15 protein-coding genes are annotated in these 18038 nt (G+C 42.2%); 10 read left to right on the forward strand and 5 right to left on the reverse strand.

Going from position 1 to position 18038, the window contains the following annotated elements; translation table 11 throughout:
* Positions 1-48 precede the first annotated feature (48 nt).
* A complete protein-coding gene (locus BV375_RS03980) occupies positions 49-1113 on the reverse strand; it encodes a serine/threonine-protein kinase (protein WP_243713838.1) in 1065 nt (354 codons plus the stop codon).
* 112 nt (positions 1114-1225) lie between these two features.
* On the opposite strand from BV375_RS03980, the gene BV375_RS03985 reads away from it, so the two are divergent.
* The 3 genes from BV375_RS03985 (at position 1226) to BV375_RS03995 (ending at position 5447) form a co-directional block, all read left to right on the forward strand.
* Positions 1226-1930, forward strand: coding sequence for a Uma2 family endonuclease (locus tag BV375_RS03985; RefSeq protein ID WP_086757501.1), 705 nt, complete (start codon positions 1226-1228; stop codon positions 1928-1930).
* Positions 1931-2079: 149 nt separating this feature from the next.
* Entirely contained in the window at positions 2080-3348 is a 1269-nt protein-coding gene (locus BV375_RS03990; protein WP_086757503.1) for an ATP-binding protein, read from the forward strand.
* A gap of 71 nt (positions 3349-3419) precedes the next feature.
* On the forward strand, positions 3420-5447 hold the full coding sequence (locus tag BV375_RS03995) for an ATP-binding protein (protein WP_086757505.1): 2028 nt from the start codon (positions 3420-3422) through the stop codon (positions 5445-5447).
* Between the two features lie 263 nt (positions 5448-5710).
* Here BV375_RS03995 and BV375_RS04000 read toward each other — a convergent pair whose 3' ends face one another.
* The 4 genes from BV375_RS04000 to BV375_RS04015 form a co-directional block, all read right to left on the reverse strand.
* The gene (locus BV375_RS04000) at positions 5711-6568 is read right to left on the reverse strand and encodes an oxygenase MpaB family protein (protein ID WP_086757507.1); all 858 of its coding nucleotides are present in this window, start codon (positions 6566-6568) and stop codon (positions 5711-5713) included.
* A 135-nt stretch (positions 6569-6703) separates the two neighbouring features.
* Complete coding sequence (locus BV375_RS04005) at positions 6704-7834, reverse strand: CO2 hydration protein (protein WP_086757509.1); 1131 nt, start codon at positions 7832-7834, stop codon at positions 6704-6706.
* Positions 7835-7968: 134 nt separating this feature from the next.
* Complete coding sequence (locus BV375_RS04010) at positions 7969-9468, reverse strand: NADH-quinone oxidoreductase subunit M (protein WP_086757511.1); 1500 nt, start codon at positions 9466-9468, stop codon at positions 7969-7971.
* A 58-nt stretch (positions 9469-9526) separates the two neighbouring features.
* Positions 9527-11383, reverse strand: coding sequence for an NAD(P)H-quinone oxidoreductase subunit F (locus tag BV375_RS04015; RefSeq protein ID WP_086757513.1), 1857 nt, complete (start codon positions 11381-11383; stop codon positions 9527-9529).
* Positions 11384-11973: 590 nt separating this feature from the next.
* Here BV375_RS04015 and BV375_RS04020 point away from each other — a divergent pair.
* The 7 genes from BV375_RS04020 to BV375_RS04050 all read left to right on the forward strand — a co-directional run bounded on the left by BV375_RS04020 (position 11974) and on the right by BV375_RS04050 (position 17913).
* The gene (locus BV375_RS04020) at positions 11974-12282 is read left to right on the forward strand and encodes a BMC domain-containing protein (protein WP_009457333.1); all 309 of its coding nucleotides are present in this window, start codon (positions 11974-11976) and stop codon (positions 12280-12282) included.
* Between the two features lie 90 nt (positions 12283-12372).
* Complete coding sequence (locus BV375_RS04025; protein ID WP_010995041.1) at positions 12373-12717, forward strand: BMC domain-containing protein; 345 nt, start codon at positions 12373-12375, stop codon at positions 12715-12717.
* 6 nt (positions 12718-12723) lie between these two features.
* Positions 12724-13026: a EutN/CcmL family microcompartment protein gene (locus tag BV375_RS04030; RefSeq protein ID WP_086757516.1), complete on the forward strand. Its 303-nt coding sequence runs from the start codon at positions 12724-12726 to the stop codon at positions 13024-13026.
* 184 nt (positions 13027-13210) lie between these two features.
* Positions 13211-14866: a ribulose bisphosphate carboxylase small subunit gene (locus tag BV375_RS04035; protein WP_086757521.1), complete on the forward strand. Its 1656-nt coding sequence runs from the start codon at positions 13211-13213 to the stop codon at positions 14864-14866.
* A gap of 190 nt (positions 14867-15056) precedes the next feature.
* Positions 15057-15860 carry a transferase gene (locus BV375_RS04040; protein ID WP_086757620.1) on the forward strand — a complete coding sequence of 268 codons (804 nt, stop codon included), beginning with the start codon at positions 15057-15059 and terminating at the stop codon, positions 15858-15860.
* 47 nt (positions 15861-15907) lie between these two features.
* Entirely contained in the window at positions 15908-16687 is a 780-nt protein-coding gene (locus BV375_RS04045) for a BMC domain-containing protein (protein ID WP_086757523.1), read from the forward strand.
* Between the two features lie 284 nt (positions 16688-16971).
* A complete protein-coding gene (locus BV375_RS04050) occupies positions 16972-17913 on the forward strand; it encodes a LysR family transcriptional regulator (RefSeq protein ID WP_086757526.1) in 942 nt (313 codons plus the stop codon).
* The last annotated feature ends 125 nt before the right edge of the window (positions 17914-18038 follow it).

Below are 18038 nucleotides of genomic sequence, written 5' to 3' on the forward strand. Positions count from 1 at the left end.
TTAAAAAATTACTTTAATGCCAGCATCCTAATGAAAGTTTAGCTAATTCTACGGGGTTTTACTAGATGGTGGGCTGGGAGACACTGATGTTGGACTAGGAGACGGAGATGGTTTAAAAATCGGAATCAACCCAGCCATACCTGAAAAAAAGGTTCCAATAGCTGCAATTAAGGTTGCAATGGCAGTAACAGCAATCCAATTAATTTTTGATTCCGGTTTAGGAGGTATAGGTATCTCCGTCTTGCTAGTTTCCCCAGTCAACCCTAAAGAGTCAAGCCATTCTCGCATTGATTGCGATCGCTGTTTGGGGTCTAGCTTCATCCCTGTTAAAATTGCTCGGTTGGTGCGATCGCTAATCTGAGGATTCCATTCTTTTGGAGATACTAAATGCTCACCGTCCACTTTGCGCTTTATTGCATCGACAGGTGTTCTTCCTGTCAGAAGTTTATACAGAGTAGCTGCCAGTGAATAAATATCGCTATATGCACGAGTTATAGTACCTCTAGTATAAAGTTCAGGAGGCGTAAATCCATCAGAAGTTTCCTTAGTTCGGCTTGTGGTTAAGATATGGTCGAAATCTAAAGCTAGACCAAAATCGATTAATACTGCTTCTAACTGCCCCTCTCGGTTCCGCAACAAGATATTTCCCGGATGCACATCCCGATGAATCAGTTCATTTTCATGTACAAATATCAGTGCTTCCCCAATTTGCTGAATGTAATGTAATGCATCTGGTTCTGAAAGTATTGGTGGGCGTAGGTCAGCCAAACTCGCTTCATCCACATACTCCATTACCAAACACAAACAGTCTGCTTCCTCAAAGGAGTCTAAAACCTCCACAATATACTTATGCTTACACTTTTGAAGCTTTAAAGCCTCCCGCAAAAACATTGTCTTTAGCCGTTCGCGCTCCAATTGATTAAGGGAATTTAGCAAGTCATCATTTAAGGTTTTAATGACTTGGCGATCGCCATTTTTGTTTTTTACCAAATAAGTGATGCCAAAGCGTCCCCTTCCCAACTCCCTTTCAATCGTGTATTTGCCACCTTGCAATTGATCACCTGCTACCCAAGCCATCGTTGCAACTCCCAAAATACATAGATTAATTTTCACACGCCAGACTCTTGAAAACTTGAGTTAGTTTCTTCTCAGAAGTGCGATCGCCTCACCTCACCTTTGATTGCTAAACTAAAAAACAACCCTTACCGAGTGCAAAGGTAGCCTTATGACCTCTGCAACTAATCCCTCCACCTCCACAGATGAAACTACCCTCACAGAGCACACCCAACTGCCTGAAGCTGAGAGTAAACTTATAAAACACTTCCAAAAATATACCCAAAGCTTTGTATTAACAGACTCTATTGGCCAGGTGTTGCGAAAACGCCATTCTGATAGGCAATACTTTACTGGTCAACATTGTCCCATCTACTGGCGCTCTGATCCTCCAGAACGAGATGCGGTAACCCCTAGTTGGTTCTACGTGCCGAATGTGCCGCCAATATTCAATGGACATATAAGACAATTCTATATGCTGTGGCAAGAGTCTATTGCGCCGTTGATTGTCTTAGAATTCGTCACTGGCGACGGTACAGCAGAAAGAGACAAAACTCCTAGAAAAGGTAAATTTTGGATTTATGAGCAGGTATTGAATTCAGCTTTTTATGGCATTTATGAAGTCGATAAAGCCAGCATCGAAGTTTATGAATTAATTCATGGACAATATCAGCCAATGTCAGCCAATGAACGCAGCCATTATTCCATTACCCCGTTGGGAGTTGAATTAGGTATTTGGCAGGGAGAATATCAGAATATGGAATTACCTTGGCTGCGCTGGTGGGATGAGCAAGGTAATTTGTTATTAACTGGTGAAGAAAGAGCGGAACGCCTAACTGCTCAATTGCGATCGCTTGGTATTGAACCGGAAGCGTAATCTGGTTTGTGCGATCGCTGAGTGTAGCGTGAGGAAGATGCGATCGCGTCAACAAGTTAATAATGTAATTAAGCTATAAGCTATACAGCTAAAATTCAGCCAAAAGCCGAGTTTTATATTGATTATTAACTATTGACCTGATTAGATTAATGCCACAAAATCCTTTCTACGTTGGTGGTCCAGTACCTCCAGATTACTTTTTCGGTCGCAATTCTGAAATTAGAATCGCTTTCGATCAAATTTCCCGACGTGCCCACTTAGCTATTTATGGTAGTCCTGGTATGGGCAAGTCTTCGCTTTTAAGATATTTAGCTTCACCGATAGTCTGGCAAGCACGAGGACGAGATGCAACGAAAGCATTGATTATTTCAATCAACTGTACAGGTATAAGTCCTTTCACTCCTTCTGGTTTTTGGCGAGAAATTCTCAGTCTGTTGCAAGATGAGGCTGAAGGTGATGACTCTCTACAAGCTGATATTAAGCAGTTGTTACAGGAAGAAAGGGTAGAGAAAGGAGACTTGCGCCGGATGCTGCGAAAAATTGGGCAGCGTGACAAGTTCTTGTTACTGTTGTTAGATGATTATGATGCTGCTCTGCATCCAAATGACCAATATACTGAAGCCCAAATGCTCACCTTCTTAAGTGAGTTCCGCGATTTAGCAGTTCATAGCAATGAAGGTAAATACCTCTCAACTATTGTTACAACTTTTCGCCGCCTCAACGAACTTGGCCCGACAATTACACCAGGTGGTTCACCTTGGTATAACCATTATCTCTTCCGTCTCCTAAGACCATTACCTGCTAATGAAGTGAATGCCCGACTTAGCATTCCCATTCCTGGTAATTTGAGAGCAGGAGTTTTGGAAATTATAGATGGACACCCAGCATTGCTGCAAAATGCAGGTTATCTGCTCTATGACACTATCCAAGCTGGACAAATCCCTGATATTCAGTCTTTCACACGGGATTTTGAAAGCGCTACCGAGCAATACTTTCGAGATACATGGAGATTTTCTACTGAGGAAGAGCAGATTCTGTTGATGTTAATTGCCCTTGTGCGTCTCCAAGGTCGTTTAAACAGAAACACTCGCTACGCTTTAGGTGACATTGACCTAGTTTTCAGCCAACGGAGTCGAGAACTAATTGATTTGGAGGAAAGAGGCGTAATTCTGCGCACGTTAGATGAAGGGAAAACCGTTTACACTTTTAATTCATCGATGATGGAGTGGTGGGTGATTCAAGAAATCTACAACACTAATGAGGCGCAACTGGAAGGACGGGAGAAAGTTTTTCTCAATTTGATGAGCCGCGAACAAGCAGGTACAGTCAAAAAAGCTATCCGTTGGGTATGGCAACATCGAGATGTAGTCCAGTCTTTAGTATGGATTGTGCGTAAACTTGGGGGCGACCCTACTTGAGAAGTAATTGTCACCTGCCTTATGCTTAAGGTATAGATGGATCTACTTCCTCCGGGGAGGGCTTGGCAAGAATGGTTTCTTCAACCGATTGGGAAGATAATCCTTACATTATTGGTCGCCCAATTTACGAACCAGAGCTATTTTTTGGCCGTGAAGATCTATTCAATTTTGTCCAAGACAATCTCAATAAAAGGGCACAGGTGATTTTGCTGCATGGTCAGCGACGGATTGGCAAGTCGTCTGTACTATCCCAAATTCCTAACTTTATCACTCTAGAGCAATTCTTGTTCGTGCCTTTGTCCCTAGAAGGTAAAAGTCAGAAGTCCCTAAGTGAAGTTCTCCATGAGTTGGCAAGAGATATTATTGATTACCTCGAATTGTCCTACCTCCAAGTTGCCTTACCTTCAAAAAGAGATTTGGAAGAAGATGCACAAATATTTTTCAATAATTTCTTGCCCCAAATTTATCAAGTAATAGACGGGAAGAATTTAGTACTATTGCTGGATGAGTTTGATGTTTTGGCTGATTCTAACGAAGATTCAGCTGTTTCTCACTTCTTTCCTTGTCTCCAGTCGATTGTCTATTGGCACAAGGAACTTTTTATTATTCCAGTTGTGGGGCGGCAATTAGATGATATGCCTAATTTACTGAGTCTATTTAGGCAAGCTCCCCATCGAGAAATTGGTCTGTTGGATAGACACAGTACAGAACGGCTAATTGTTAAACCTGCTGAAGGAATTCTTAGATATAAACCTGATGCTATAGATGCAATTTGGGAACTTTCAGCAGGACATCCTTATTTTACGCAAGTGATCTGCTTTGCGCTTTTCTCAGAGGCTAGGGATGAGCAACGCTGGCAAGCGAATCGCCAAGATGTAGAAAATATTGTAGAGCAGGCGATCGAGATTGGCGAGGCTGGTTTAGCATGGTTCCGGGATGGATTGCCAATTCCTGAACGAGTAGTTTTCTCAACAGCAGCACAAGCCCAACAGCAGAAAAACTCAGTAGTTAAAGGAGAACCCTTAACACAGCTTGTGCAGTGCGGTGTTGTTTTGACTGAGCCATTTCATACGGCAGAGGAGAGATTGCTAGAATGGGGCTTCTTCAAGCAATTAGGGGTTTCTGAGATACCAGAGTTATATTACCTGAATACTTACAAAATTACAGTTGAGTTAGTGCGTCGCTGGCTAATTAAGCGGTATCCTTTGCGAAGAGAAATTTGGGAACTAGAGAAACTTGATCGGCAAGCCGATCGCATATATCAACAAGCAACAAAGCTATATCAACATAATGATATCCAAAACTCACTCAAGCTATATGAACAAGTATTACAGATTAATCCCAACCACTTTGATGCTCTGTTTAGGCTAGCTGAGGTATGCATAGATGTCAAAGATTTTGACGAAGCAGTAGAACTCTATGCCCGAGCCTATAAAGTTGATCCAATCCGCAATAAGGAAGGATTTGTTCAAGCTTTGCTCAGTTATGGACAAGAACTAATGGAGCAAAATAGATTTGAAGCAGCAAAAGAACAATTTAGACAAGCATTAATACTTCAGCCTGATAATAAAGTTATACAGGCAGCTTTAGTTGCTGCCCAACATGAGACACAGATTTTTAGAAGCGGTGAGAGAGTTGTAATTACGAACGGCAAATATGTTGAAAAACTGAGTGACTCAATAATTATCAGTCACCCAATTAATGTAGGTGAGCAAAGCATAAATATAAATCAAGGCATCGATTTAGGTGATGTGACATTTAGTGATGCTACTCATTTAGTTAATAGTAGTATTGCTCAACTGCAAAATTTAGACGATCCGGAAGCAGCAAGATTGGCAAATTTACTCCAACAGCTGCAAACAGAAATTGTCACCAATAGAGAATTAAATCCTGAAGATAAAGCAGAAGCTTTGGAGCAGGTAATTGCGTTAGCTGAAGCTGGAAAAAATCCTGAAGAAGGGCGTATGCGGAGGTTAGCAAGAACTTCGCTGAAGATTTTGATAGGTACACTTGCAGGTTTACCAAGTTCTGCAACATTAGTGAGAACTGCTAATCAATTATTGCCTGCAATATCTAAGCTATTAAATTTGAATCTTTAGGGTTATAAGGATTTTCTTCTCACGCAGAGGCGCAGAGGAGAATGCAAGAGTTCTGTCTAATTTCTTGGAATTAGCGATGTCCAAGGACAAGCCCTCCGAGTTCGGGGGTGACGCTCCTGCGTCGCTACTGCTGCGCTAACGCAATCGACGGAAAGCGGAGCCACTGCCTTGGACGGGTTCCCCAGCTTGAAGCAAGTGGCATCCAAGACTGCGACCCCCTCACTGCTTTGCGTCTACGCACTTTTTCTCCAATTGTCAAAAATTCATCTTTTACCATTTTCTGCTGGACCTATATTAGCTATCTCATAACCATTTGGATAACTACGAATAGGATAATCAATAAAGAAGTGTGGCTGATTTCGCGGTGGGAAGAAACGCAATAATCTAGCTCGGAGTTTGAGTATATTTGCAAGCAGTGATCGCAGGAATGGGGAAGGATGTTCAAACCCAAAGGCATTGAGAATTGTATCATCAAGTAAAGCATATACTAAAGGTTTTAAACCTGAACCCATCCAACCAGGAAACCAACTCAAAAACAAATCGCGGGTTGCTTCTCCTACTCGGCGATTTGTATCTGAATAACGAAAGTTTTCCTGTTCGTAGTCGCGGTTATAGCGTTCAAATTCTTCGTAGGTTTCGGGGATATTTTGAATATGCATCCGCTTCCCTACTTCCCGCCAGAAGTAAAAAGCTGCTAATTTCTCTTGTTCGCACATCAACCGCCAACCAAAACTGGCATTCCAGCGAATTGGATCGTAAATGAATGTCGAAAGTACATACAAAAAATCGGCATTGTCAATCTTGAAGCGAGCGTGGATTGCATTCATACGTTGCATGGCTTGTTTGCCGCGATCGCTATCGTAACCCCACTTGCCAATTTCCCCTACAATTATGCCTGTATCGTCATACCGTTTTTGCGAACGGTGATAAAATTCCCCTGTTTTATCCAATAATTTAGAAATGCTGGGAATACAGTAAGTTCGCATTAAGGCAACTTCGAGCGATCGCATCATTTCCCAAGGGAAATCGTAACCAAACATGAGACGATAAATCTGGTAATGGTCTCTCTCAGGATCTAGCTGCTGAATCAGATGGAGATTTTTGTAGCGATTAAAAAGCATCTGAGGTGAATCTGGCGCTCAAAGTTTATTAATTATAGTCAGCAAAAAAACGAAAGTAAAGTTAGGGATAGACGCCTAAAAACTTACTTTCGTAGATTAGCATATTCTGTCGTTTATCTGAAAAAATGTGCTGATTTACTGATTAACATCCAGCAAACGCGAAGTTTGGAAACGTTCCATCCATTTTTCTAAATAAACTTGATTCGCTTGTTGTTCAGATGGATCTTCACTATCTAAAGGATAAGGCATCAATCCCAAAATCGCGGCTGTAGTTACACAGAACATCGATTTTTGGAAAGTTATACAAATTTGCACTCGTAAATCATCTTCACCGCGAGGAGTGCGACGATAAACTTCATGCAAATACTCTGGCAGATAATGCCGCATATCCTGCATTAATAAGGTGGGAGGAATACCAGCGCTACCAATGGGTAAAGGATCTGCATATAATGCACCATATTGAAAGCGAGCTTGATCGGGGGGAATTTGATATGCTTGAGCGTTGTAGGTAACTGTCCCAGAGAAAGGAGTTCCCCGAAAGAAAACTGCTTCTACATAAGGTATTGCTGTATCTGCTAAGAAGGTTAGACCAAGTTTTTTAGGCAGGATTTCATAAACTTTGTTATCAATTTTTACTTCGTAAGTAATTGGCTTGGCTGCATCTGCTACTAACCCTGCTTTTATATGATCTACAACTTGGGGAATTGTTTGAATTTCGCCTCGGTCATAGCGGTCTGATAGGTTTAGAAAGATATCAGCCATAACACGCCAGAATTGCCCCAAACCACTGTAGTATGTAGAAACACGCAACTGTTCAATTAAGAAATCGGGAAACAGTTTATTTACTACCTGCACTAAGGGATTATTTTTAAATTTGGCTGCAATTACAGCTTGGGCTGCTGCTTGAAATTCTTTAGTATCTAAATATGTATCTAGTCCACCGCCACCATGCCACATCATGGACTTCATGCAATACTCGGCATATTCAAAATTAATTCTGTCATGCCACCAGTGACGGAATAATTTTTGCCAAGAAAATTTACCATTAAAGTATTTAAAAAAGGGAAAAAATACTAAGAATTGATGATTGGCAATGTAGATAAGATTGTTTGAATATGCATCTAGAACTACACCATAGCTTTTGAGAATGCCAACTACTTCTAAAACATTCTGTGAGCTATCAGCAAGTAGTGCTTCACCTGTTTGTAGGCGTTTGATATACTCAGCTAAGGGATTGTTATACGGCTTATTTTGTATCGTTACCATTATTTTTTCTCCAAAACAGTAAAAATATTATTTGTAATTGCTTATTATCGGCGATTAATTAGTTATTAATTACCAGCTTGGAGATTATGTTTGTAGTAAGGATGATGCATTACTACAAACCCAATCTCCATATTTTAATTTTTACTTGCTTTATCCAAGGCAACCGTTGCCACTACGTTTTGTGTATTTACCATTGCTGTTATTGTTGGTTCTGTCCAACGCGCTATCCAAGCGGGTTGGATACCAAAAATCACAATCAGCACAGCTAAAACTATAGATGGAATGCGATCGCTCCAATACACGCGCGGTAAGTTGGTAACTTGTGCAGATAGACGCCCAAAAAAGGCTTGGTTAACCAGAATCAAGAAGTAAACAGCAGTTAACCCTGTACCAATCATACATAGCAAGGTTTGGACTGGAAAAACTGGAAAGCTGCCCCGAAAAATTACGAATTCGGAAATAAATCCTAACATTCCAGGTATACCAGCACTGGCCATGACTCCCAAAACCATCAAGCTACCAATGACTGGCATCCCGCGTTCTGGATTTAGCAGTCCTCGGACGACATCTAAATCGCGACTCCCAGCCTTTTTATAGACAACACCTACAAGCAGAAACAGTAGGGCCGAAATTAAGCCGTGGCTAATCATTTGCATGACAGTACCTAAGACGCTTAACTGTGTCGCCGCCGCTGCCCCTAAAAGTATATAGCCCATGTGTCCAATGGAACTGTATGCCACCATTTTTTTCATATCTTTTTGGGCGATCGCGCAAGATGCACCATACACTACACTTACTACTGCCCAAGTCGCCAACCAAGGAGCTAAATAACTCCAAGCTTCTGGTAACAAGTTCATACCAAATCGCAGTAAGCCATAAGTTCCCAATTTCAACAATACCCCAGCTAATAAAACTGAAATTGGCGTGGAAGCTTCCACGTGAGCATCTGGTAACCAAGTATGGAAAGGAACCAAAGGAATCTTAATGCCAAAACCGACTAAAATTCCTGCCAGTAACAAAAGTTGCGTTGCCAACGGTAGAGACTTGGCATTTAAGGTTGCTAGCGCAAAGTTAGGCGCACCACTCAGCCATATCAGACCAAGGAAACTTGCTAAAATCAGAATTCCCGAAAGAGCAGTATAAATTAGGAATTTCGTAGCTGCGTAACCTCGTCTTTCACCACCCCAAATTGCAATCAACAGATACAGGGGAATTAGTTCCAATTCATAAAACAAGAAAAATAGCAACAAATCCTGAGCAAGAAATGCTCCAGTTACCCCAGCACTTAACAGCAGTATCAATGAATAATAAAATCTAGGACGTTGCAGAGATTCATCGCTGCTGTAAATAGCAATGCAGGTCAATAATCCGTTTAAAACCAGCAAAGGCAAAGATAAACCATCTACTCCCAGATTATAGTTCAAACCTAAGGTATCTACCCACGGTATGAACTCACTAAACTGTTGACTAACTTGCCCTGGGTTAAATTGAATAGCTAAAACGACCGACCACACAAAAGCGATACTAGCAACGAGTAAAGCTATCCCACGGGAAAGTTTACCATTCATGCCAGTGGGCCAAAAACCGATCAAAGCCGCACCAAATAATGGCACTAAAATCAACGCACTTAGCATACACAGAACTAGTTAAGGATAGGGAAGGGAGATGAGGAGGACAAATGACAAATGGCTCCTAGAAAGGCAGCTTATCTAATAGTCCTAATGACCAACTGATGAAAAAGCCCAGTACGCTGACGACTGCGAGGATGGTCAACATATAACCTTGGGATTGCCCAGAAATGCTGTACTTTAAACCTTGTCCGCTGAGAATAGCTGCAAACCCAACCAAGTTAACAAGACCATCAACTAAATAGCGATCGCTCCATGCAGAAATTTTAGAAAGTAACGCTACTGCACTTACCACAGTCACTTTATAAATTTGGTCGATGTAGAAATCGTAACCCAATAAGTCTTGCATAAATCTCCAGACCAGGATTCTAGACCTCGACCAAGCTTTTTCCAGATACATGGTAGAGCCAATGCTTACGCCTACCATAGTCGAAGACAATAATATTCCCACTACGTACCAATTAATACTTTCCCAATCAGGTAGCAAGTACCATTGCTGTAGCATCAAGGGTAGTAACAGCGTCAGAATAATCAAAGCTACCATTGGAAATGCCATCTGCCAACCCACTTCTGGTGCACGTCTGGTTTTTTGTTGCGGTGTACCCCAAAATATGTATCTGAATACCCGCGTTAAATTTAATGCTGTCAAACCATTGACTATTACTAATACACCAATTACCCAAGGGCTAATATTAACAAAGCCATCAGCCCAGGACAGCATTGCCCAAAAGCTTCCTAGTGGTAGCAGTGTTACCATTCCCGCCGAACCGACAACATAGGCAGTGGTAGTGGCTGGCATCCGCGACCACAAACCACCCATTTCTGTGAGATTTTGAGTGTGAGTAGTATAGATTATGGAACCAGAACTCATAAATAATAGTGCTTTGGCGATCGCATGAGTTAACAGCAGCATCAAGGCCACACCGCCTTGCTGCAACCCCATTGCCAAAAATACTAGCCCCATGTATGCGCTGGTAGAATGAGATAGTGCCCGCTTAATATCAATTTGCGCTAAAGACACTAAAGTTGCACCAATTGCTGTCACTGTACCCATGATTACCAAGGCGTTCAACGCCACTGGGGACAGAGCCAACAATGGCTGCATTTTATATAGTAAATAGGCACCACCAGCTACCACCAGTGAGTTCCGTAATACTGAGGCAGGGTTCGGCCCTTCCATCGCTTCATCTAACCACAGATGCAGAGGAAATTGAGCACATTTACCTGCTGGACCAGCAATCAATGCTAACCCCAGTAAGGTAGAACTGACTGAATCTAAGTTAGCTGTTTGCGCCCACTCATATAAATCAGAAAAGTTCAAACTACCCGCCAAGCTAGAAAGTGCCACTACACCCATCAGCAGCAACAAGTCTCCTACCCGTTTGGTCCAAAATGCATCCCGTGCTGCTGTCACTACTAGCGGTTGTGCATACCAGAATCCTACTAGCAAGTAAGTAGAAAGCGTCAAGACTTCCAAAAGAGCATAGCTGAGAAACAAAGAGTCACTAATGGCTAAACCACTTAGAGCTGCTTCAAAAAATCCAATCAACGCAAAAAAACGCGCTAACGCCCAGTCCTTTTCCATGTAACCTAGGGCGTAAATTTGTGCTAGTACGCTTAAACCGGTAATTAAAACCGTAGCCCCAATACTAACAGGCGAAATTTCCAATCCAAAGGACAAATCTAAATCTGCTACTTTGAACCAGTTAATCAACAAATTTTCTGGTTCTTTATCCCAGATATGTTGAAATATGAATAAGCTATGGACAAAAGCGGCAATCGTTGTCAACAAGTTGAAATATGCCGCAGGTCTTGGCCCGGTTCGCCGAATAATTCCCATTGCCCACGGCAAGGTTAAAACAGCACCTATTAAACCATAAACAGGCACAAACCAACTTGTGATGTAGAAAGATTGATTCATTTAAATTCCCTTTGACGGCTCAGGATGGAATACCTTGTTTAAAATCAGCTTTTTTAAAAAATATTCTTTATAACTTAGCTTGACATTACACAGTGATAAAAACTGTAATGGCAAAATAAAAATATTTAATTGTTACTCTATACTTTACTTATAACATTGGAATTCCTACTTCTACATTGCCAATTTATAACGCTTATTATAAAAACTTATATAACTTTTAGACTATGGTTGTATAAACAAGAAAATTTTAGGAAAACCCTTTCAGATAATGTATCTAGGTTCCTATTCTGGGGACTGAGATTAAATTACAAAGTTTATTAATCTAGGTTTAACAAATGTAATTAAAAAATTATAAAGCGTAATTGACCGCTCTAGCAATCCGTGAAATTTCATTAACCAAATGACAGCATTAATTTATGTTAAGTTTTCTTAAACGTTTTTATCATAAACTATTATAGTGATTTATATTGCCAGGAACGCCAAGCTTTCCTATGCTTATTTTGGAAGTGTTTTCTTAGCTCAAGATGAGCTTCCCCGTCAACAATTTCAAACCTCAGTACTGATTGGATTAATTTTGTAGGAGTTCTGCGATGCCAATTGCAGTTGGAATGATTGAGACTAAAGGCTTTCCAGCAGTAGTAGAAGCTGCTGATGCGATGGTGAAAGCCGCTCGTGTAACATTAGTTGGATATGAAAAAATTGGTAGTGCGCGAGTCACAGTGATTGTGCGGGGTGATGTATCGGAAGTGCAAGCCTCAGTAGCAGCTGGGGTGGAAGCAGCCAGAAGAGTAAATGGTGGTGAAGTGGTATCCACCCACATCATTGCTCGTCCCCATGAAAACCTAGAGTACGTCTTGCCGATTCGTTATACCGAAGCCGTAGAACAGTTCCGCACTTAAAAGCCGGTTAAACATAAGTAATTAACGGGGTTGCCTTCTTGAGTGCTTTTGTTTTCCAAATCTAAAAACTTTAAATAAGGGTAATAACTAATGTCGATCGCAGTAGGAATGGTAGAAACGCTAGGCTTTCCAGCAGTAGTAGAAGCAGCAGACGCGATGGTGAAAGCTGCTCGTGTCACCTTGGTAGGCTACGAGAAAATCGGGAGTGGTCGGGTTACAGTCATCGTTAGGGGAGATGTTTCGGAAGTACAAGCTTCCGTAGCCGCAGGCGTAGAATCAGTGAAGCGAGTCAATGGTGGACAAGTGCTGTCTACTCACATCATTGCTCGTCCTCACGAAAACCTGGAATACGTCCTGCCAATTCGTTATACAGAAGATGTAGAGCAATTCCGGGAAAATGTCAACGCCATTCGTCCTTTCGGCAGAAGACCATAATTTGTAATGCAAATTGCCAAAGTTCGTGGCACAGTAGTTAGCACGCAAAAAGAGCCAAGTCTTAGAGGCGTGAAACTACTGTTATTACAATTAGTAGATGAAGAAGGAAACCTCCTGCAAAAATACGAAGTAGCAGCAGATATCGTTGGTGCAGGAGTAGATGAGTGGGTACTTTTCAGTCGTGGTAGTGCTGCTCGTCAAGTTCCTGGAAACGAACATCGTCCGTTAGATGCAGCAGTGGTGGCGATAATTGATACTATTCATGTTGAAGATCGTCTCATTTACAGCAAAAAAGACCAATATAGATAGTCATGAGTCATTGATCATTGGTCATGAGTCGTTGGTCATTAGTTACTGGTCATTGGTCATGAGTCATTAGTCATTACGCAAAAGACAAAGGACAAAGGACAAAAGACAAAGGAATAATGACAAAGGACAAAGGACAAAGGACAACTGACAACTGACAACTGACAATTTTAGGAGGAATCTCGCGATGGCAGTCAGCAGCACGGTGGCACCCCCAACCCCGTGGTCGAGGAGCTTGGCTGAGCCAAAAATCCATGAAACAACATTTGTACATTCGTTCTCCAACGTGATTGGAGACGTGCGCATAGGTGCAAATGTAATCGTTGCTCCAGGAACTTCCATTAGGGCCGATGAAGGTACGCCTTTTTTTATTGGTGAAAACACTAATATTCAAGATGGTGTAGTAATTCATGGCTTGGAGCAAGGTCGAGTAATTGGTGATGACCAAGAGCAATACTCGGTATGGATTGGTAAAAATGCTTCTATCACCCACATGGCCCTGATTCATGGGCCAGCTTATGTTGGAGAGAATTCGTTTATTGGCTTTCGCTCTACGGTATTTAATGCCAGGGTGGGTGCAGGTTGCATTGTAATGATGCACGCTTTGATTCAAGATGTAGAAATTCCTCCTGGTAAGTATGTGCCTTCAGGAGCGATCATTACCAATCAACAGCAAGCTGACCGCCTACCAGATGTACAAGCGCAGGATCAGGAATTCACCCATCACGTTGTGGGAATTAATCAGGCACTACGAGCGGGTTATCTCTGTGTTGCTGATAGTAAATGTATTACACCCATCCGGAATGAATTAAAAAAATCTTCTACAAGTAATGGCATTACAGTTTTAGAGCTAGAAAGGAGTAGTGAAGTGGCGAGCAAGAGCTTGGGTGCAGAAACAATAGAGCAGGTGCGCTATTTGTTAGAGCAGGGGTATAAAATTGGTACAGAACACGTAGACGAAAGACGGTTCCGCACTGGTTCTTGGACTAGTTGCAAACCACTGGATGCTAGATCTATTGGTGAAGCGATCACAGCTTTAGAAAGTTGCGTAAGAGACCATAGCGGCGAGTATGTGCGGTTGTTTGGCATCGACAAAAATAGACGGCGTGTGTTGGAAACCATCATCCAACGTCCAGATGGCACAGTTTCAGCACCTACCAACTTTAAAGCTCCTGCTGCTCAGTCTAATGGCAGCTACAGAGCTAATAATAACGGTAACGGTAGCGGTGCTGGCAATGGGCAAATCAGTTCCGAAACTGTAGAACAGATCCGCCAACTTTTGGCAGGTGGTTATAAAATCGGCACAGAACATGTAGATGAGCGACGCTTCCGCACTGGTTCCTGGCAAAGTTGCGAGCCGATTAAGGCCAGTTCTACCAATGACGTAATTGCTGCCTTAGAAGATTGTATCAATAACCATCAAGGTGAATACGTGCGCTTAATTGGTATTGACTCAAAAGCCAAACGACGGGTATTAGAAACCATCATCCAACGTCCAAATGGTCAGGTCAATCCATCTACATCTAGCAGCCAAAAATCATTTACTAGTGCACCAACAGCAACAGCACAAGCAACTAACACCCGCTTGAGTGGCGAAGTAGTAGAACAACTACGGCAATTACTGAGTGGTGGCTATAAAATTAGCGTTGAACACGTAGATCAAAGAAGATTCCGTACAGGTTCTTGGACGAGCAGCGGTCCTATTCAAGCAAACTCTGAAAGAGAAGCAATCAGGGCCTTAGAAGCACACCTTGCTGAATACCAAGGAGAATATGTGCGCTTAATCGGGATTGACCCCAAAGCCAAGCGTCGGGTACTCGAAACCATTATCCAACGCCCATAGCAGTACGAGTGAAAAGTGCTGAGGAGCCAGTACTGTATAGGACTGGCAAATTAGTTGTCCGAATTGAATCAACTAGCGTTGCTGAGTTGAATCGGTTGTGGACACCAGCCATACTATGACTATTACTCAGCACTCACAACTCAGTACTCAAAACTACTCTCATTTTCCGGCTTCCGAGGTGACAATTCTCATGTCTGTGCCGCCACTGCGCCTCAGCAATAACTTTGATTCTTATATTAGTGGCGAGGTGACTATTCATCCAAGTGCGGTACTCGCACCAGGGGTGATACTCCAAGCGGCTTTAAACGGCAAGATTATCATCGGACCGGGGGTTTGTATTGGCATGGGGTCTATTCTCCAAGTCGATAAAGGAACCCTAGAAGTAGAAGCAGGAGCAAACTTGGGAGCCGGGTTTCTCATGATTGGTCAAGGTAAAATAGGAACAAATGCTTGTATTGGTTCAGCGACTACAGTATTTAACTGTTCGGTTGCACCGGGACAAGTAGTTCCACCTGGTTCAATTTTGGGAGACACCAGTCGGCGTATTGGTGCTATAAAATCGGAACCATCAAAAACTAATGCTTCTACAGCTACGCAGGTGGCAAAGGAAGGAAAAAATTTGATCGGCAGACAAAGGAACAACGGGATCAATAGAGATCAGAACAAGACTATTTCCTCAACAAGCCTCTCTGCTGGAGTTTTCCTAGAGTTAGAACACAAATCTACTTCCCAACCTCAGCCTGCTACTAATCCGGTAGACGAATCTCCTGTCGTTCCAGAAAACCCCGCGTTGGCTGGTTCCAACCTAGAGGAAGCCGCAGAAGCCTCAAATGAACTGAGCCAAGACTTACAAACCAATCCAAATGCCACTGAATCACCTAACAGTATTGGTACTCAGATTTATGGTACAGGAAGCATCCAAAGGCTGTTAGTCACCTTGTTTCCCCATCGCCAATCACTTAATGAACCAATCTCTGACGATCAGTCTGAATAAGTGTTAATTGTAAGTTGTCAGTTTCGTGAGTATCTTGGAGACTCTACATGGAAACATCAAATCAACGGGCCATTAACACTGTTCAGTCATCCCACCATCGAGATAACCTCAAAGACACTGCTTTAGGTTTAGTATCTACCCTCAGTTTTCCAGCGATCGTTGGGACAGCGGACATGATGCTGAAATCGGCAGGAGTTCATTTAGTTGGTTATGAAAAAATTGGTGGTGGTCATTGTACAGCAATTGTGCGGGGTGGGATTGCGGATGTGCGTCTAGCCGTAGAAGCTGGCGTACAAACTGCTGAACAGTTTGGTCAATTGGTTTCTAGCTTGGTGATTCCCCGTCCTTATCCCAATCTGGAGGTAGTCCTGCCGATCGCTAATCGTTTCAGCAAACTGATGGAAGAAGGAAATTACAGCCGTTTGAGTAATCAAGCAGTTGGTTTGGTGGAAACGCGAGGATTTCCGGCGATGGTAGGAGCCTGTGATGCCATGCTCAAAGCGGCTGATGTGCATTTGGCAGCCTATGAAAAAATTGGTGCAGGTTTGTGTACAGCCATTATTCGTGGCTCAGTGGCTAATGTTGCGGTAGCAGTAGAAGCGGGGATGTTTGAGGCAGAACGCATTGGGGAGTTGAACGCAGTAATGGTGATTCCGCGACCGTTGGATGAATTGGAGCAGACATTGCCATTAGCAAGTTGTTGGATAGAACAACGTCAACCATTAAATTTACCAGTGAATATCAGGGAACGGGAACAAGTTGCCGAAATTGAGATGCTTCAGTTGCCAGATTTAACTCAATTACCTGTCAAAATTTTAGAAGAATGATGAATGGTGAATGATGAATTAGAAACGATGGATTGTAGGCAATCCGCATTCAGGATTCAATATTCAGCATTCATCTTAAACTGGAAGGCATCTTACGCTTTGCTTTGTTGTTCTCATAATAACTGTTCAATCCTATAAATAAAATATCTAACTTGTAATAGGGTTCATAGAGTTATATCTATACTTATGAATCATAACTTTTGTATGAGCAGTGGTATATCTAATGCAAGTGTTCAGTGATACTAGATTTATATCTATGAATCGCTATTAGAGGAGAATCACCCTTGAACCAAGCGACGCTACACCAGTTGAAGGTGTTCGAGGCGGCAGCACGGCACGGGAGCTTTACTCGTGCAGCTGAGGAATTGTTTCTCACCCAACCCACCGTTTCCATGCAGATTAAGCAATTAACAAAATCGGTCGGTTTGCCTTTATTTGAGCAGGTGGGTAAGCGCCTCTATTTGACAGAGGCTGGACGGGAACTATTTGCTACTTGTCGGCAAATTTTTGAAACTATAGCCCAATTTGAAATGAAAGTAGCAGATTTAAAAGGGCTAAAACAAGGTCAATTAAAATTAGCAGCAATTACAACCGCAAAATATTTTGTACCGCGTTTGTTGGGGCCATTTTGCCAGCTTTATCCAGGAATAGATATCTCACTGCAAGTCACAAACCATGAACGAATTTTAGAGAGAATGGTTAATAATCTGGACGACTTGTATATTATGAGCCAAGTACCAGAAAATATTGATGTGACTTGCCAGCCATTTTTAGATAATCCCTTGGTTGTCTTTGCTCCTCATAATCATCCACTGGCGAAAGAGAAAAATATCCCCATCCAACGTCTTGCCCAAGAACCTTTTATCATGCGGGAACCAGGTTCAGGAACACGCCGCGCTGTTCAAAGCCTGTTCGACGAACATGAAATCACAGTGAACGTGAAGCTGGAATTGGGAAGTAATGAGGCAATTAAACAAGCGATCGCAGGTGGCTTAGGAATCTCTGTTTTATCTCGTCATACCTTAATTGTCGAATCGTCTGAGTTCTGTATTCTGGATGTACAGCATTTTCCGATTAAGCGAACTTGGTATATGGTCTACCCTTCTGGTAAGCAGCTATCGATTGTCGCTCGTACCTATTATGATTACCTGATCAATGCGGCAAAGAATTTCATTGAGCAAAATACTTCTTTTTCCTGGGGTACATTTGAGAAAAGTCAAGTATGAATCAGGGGCTAAGGGCTAGGGAAAGACAGATTTTTATCAGCTTTTATTGACGTACTCTACTTTTCTTCTGTCAAAGACGCTGCACTGTAAGCGAATCTATGCCCAAAAGCTTGACGGTTAGACTT

Source organism: Nostoc sp. 106C, from assembly GCF_002154725.1.
Taxonomy (GTDB): domain Bacteria; phylum Cyanobacteriota; class Cyanobacteriia; order Cyanobacteriales; family Nostocaceae; genus Aulosira.

Excerpts from the sequence above, each read along its gene's own strand:
- BV375_RS03985 (WP_086757501.1), top strand. The coding sequence starts at position 1,226 with ATGACCTCTGCAACTAATCCCTCCACCTCCACAGATGAAACTACCCTC.
- BV375_RS03990 (WP_086757503.1), top strand. The coding sequence starts at position 2,080 with ATGCCACAAAATCCTTTCTACGTTGGTGGTCCAGTACCTCCAGATTAC.
- BV375_RS03995 (WP_086757505.1), top strand. The coding sequence starts at position 3,420 with ATGGTTTCTTCAACCGATTGGGAAGATAATCCTTACATTATTGGTCGC.
- BV375_RS04000 (WP_086757507.1), bottom strand. The coding sequence starts at position 6,568 with ATGCTTTTTAATCGCTACAAAAATCTCCATCTGATTCAGCAGCTAGAT.
- BV375_RS04005 (WP_086757509.1), bottom strand. The coding sequence starts at position 7,834 with ATGGTAACGATACAAAATAAGCCGTATAACAATCCCTTAGCTGAGTAT.
- BV375_RS04010 (WP_086757511.1), bottom strand. The coding sequence starts at position 9,468 with ATGCTAAGTGCGTTGATTTTAGTGCCATTATTTGGTGCGGCTTTGATC.
- BV375_RS04015 (WP_086757513.1), bottom strand. The coding sequence starts at position 11,383 with ATGAATCAATCTTTCTACATCACAAGTTGGTTTGTGCCTGTTTATGGT.
- BV375_RS04020 (WP_009457333.1), top strand. The coding sequence starts at position 11,974 with ATGCCAATTGCAGTTGGAATGATTGAGACTAAAGGCTTTCCAGCAGTA.
- BV375_RS04025 (WP_010995041.1), top strand. The coding sequence starts at position 12,373 with ATGTCGATCGCAGTAGGAATGGTAGAAACGCTAGGCTTTCCAGCAGTA.
- BV375_RS04030 (WP_086757516.1), top strand. The coding sequence starts at position 12,724 with ATGCAAATTGCCAAAGTTCGTGGCACAGTAGTTAGCACGCAAAAAGAG.
- BV375_RS04035 (WP_086757521.1), top strand. The coding sequence starts at position 13,211 with ATGGCAGTCAGCAGCACGGTGGCACCCCCAACCCCGTGGTCGAGGAGC.
- BV375_RS04040 (WP_086757620.1), top strand. The coding sequence starts at position 15,057 with ATGTCTGTGCCGCCACTGCGCCTCAGCAATAACTTTGATTCTTATATT.
- BV375_RS04045 (WP_086757523.1), top strand. The coding sequence starts at position 15,908 with ATGGAAACATCAAATCAACGGGCCATTAACACTGTTCAGTCATCCCAC.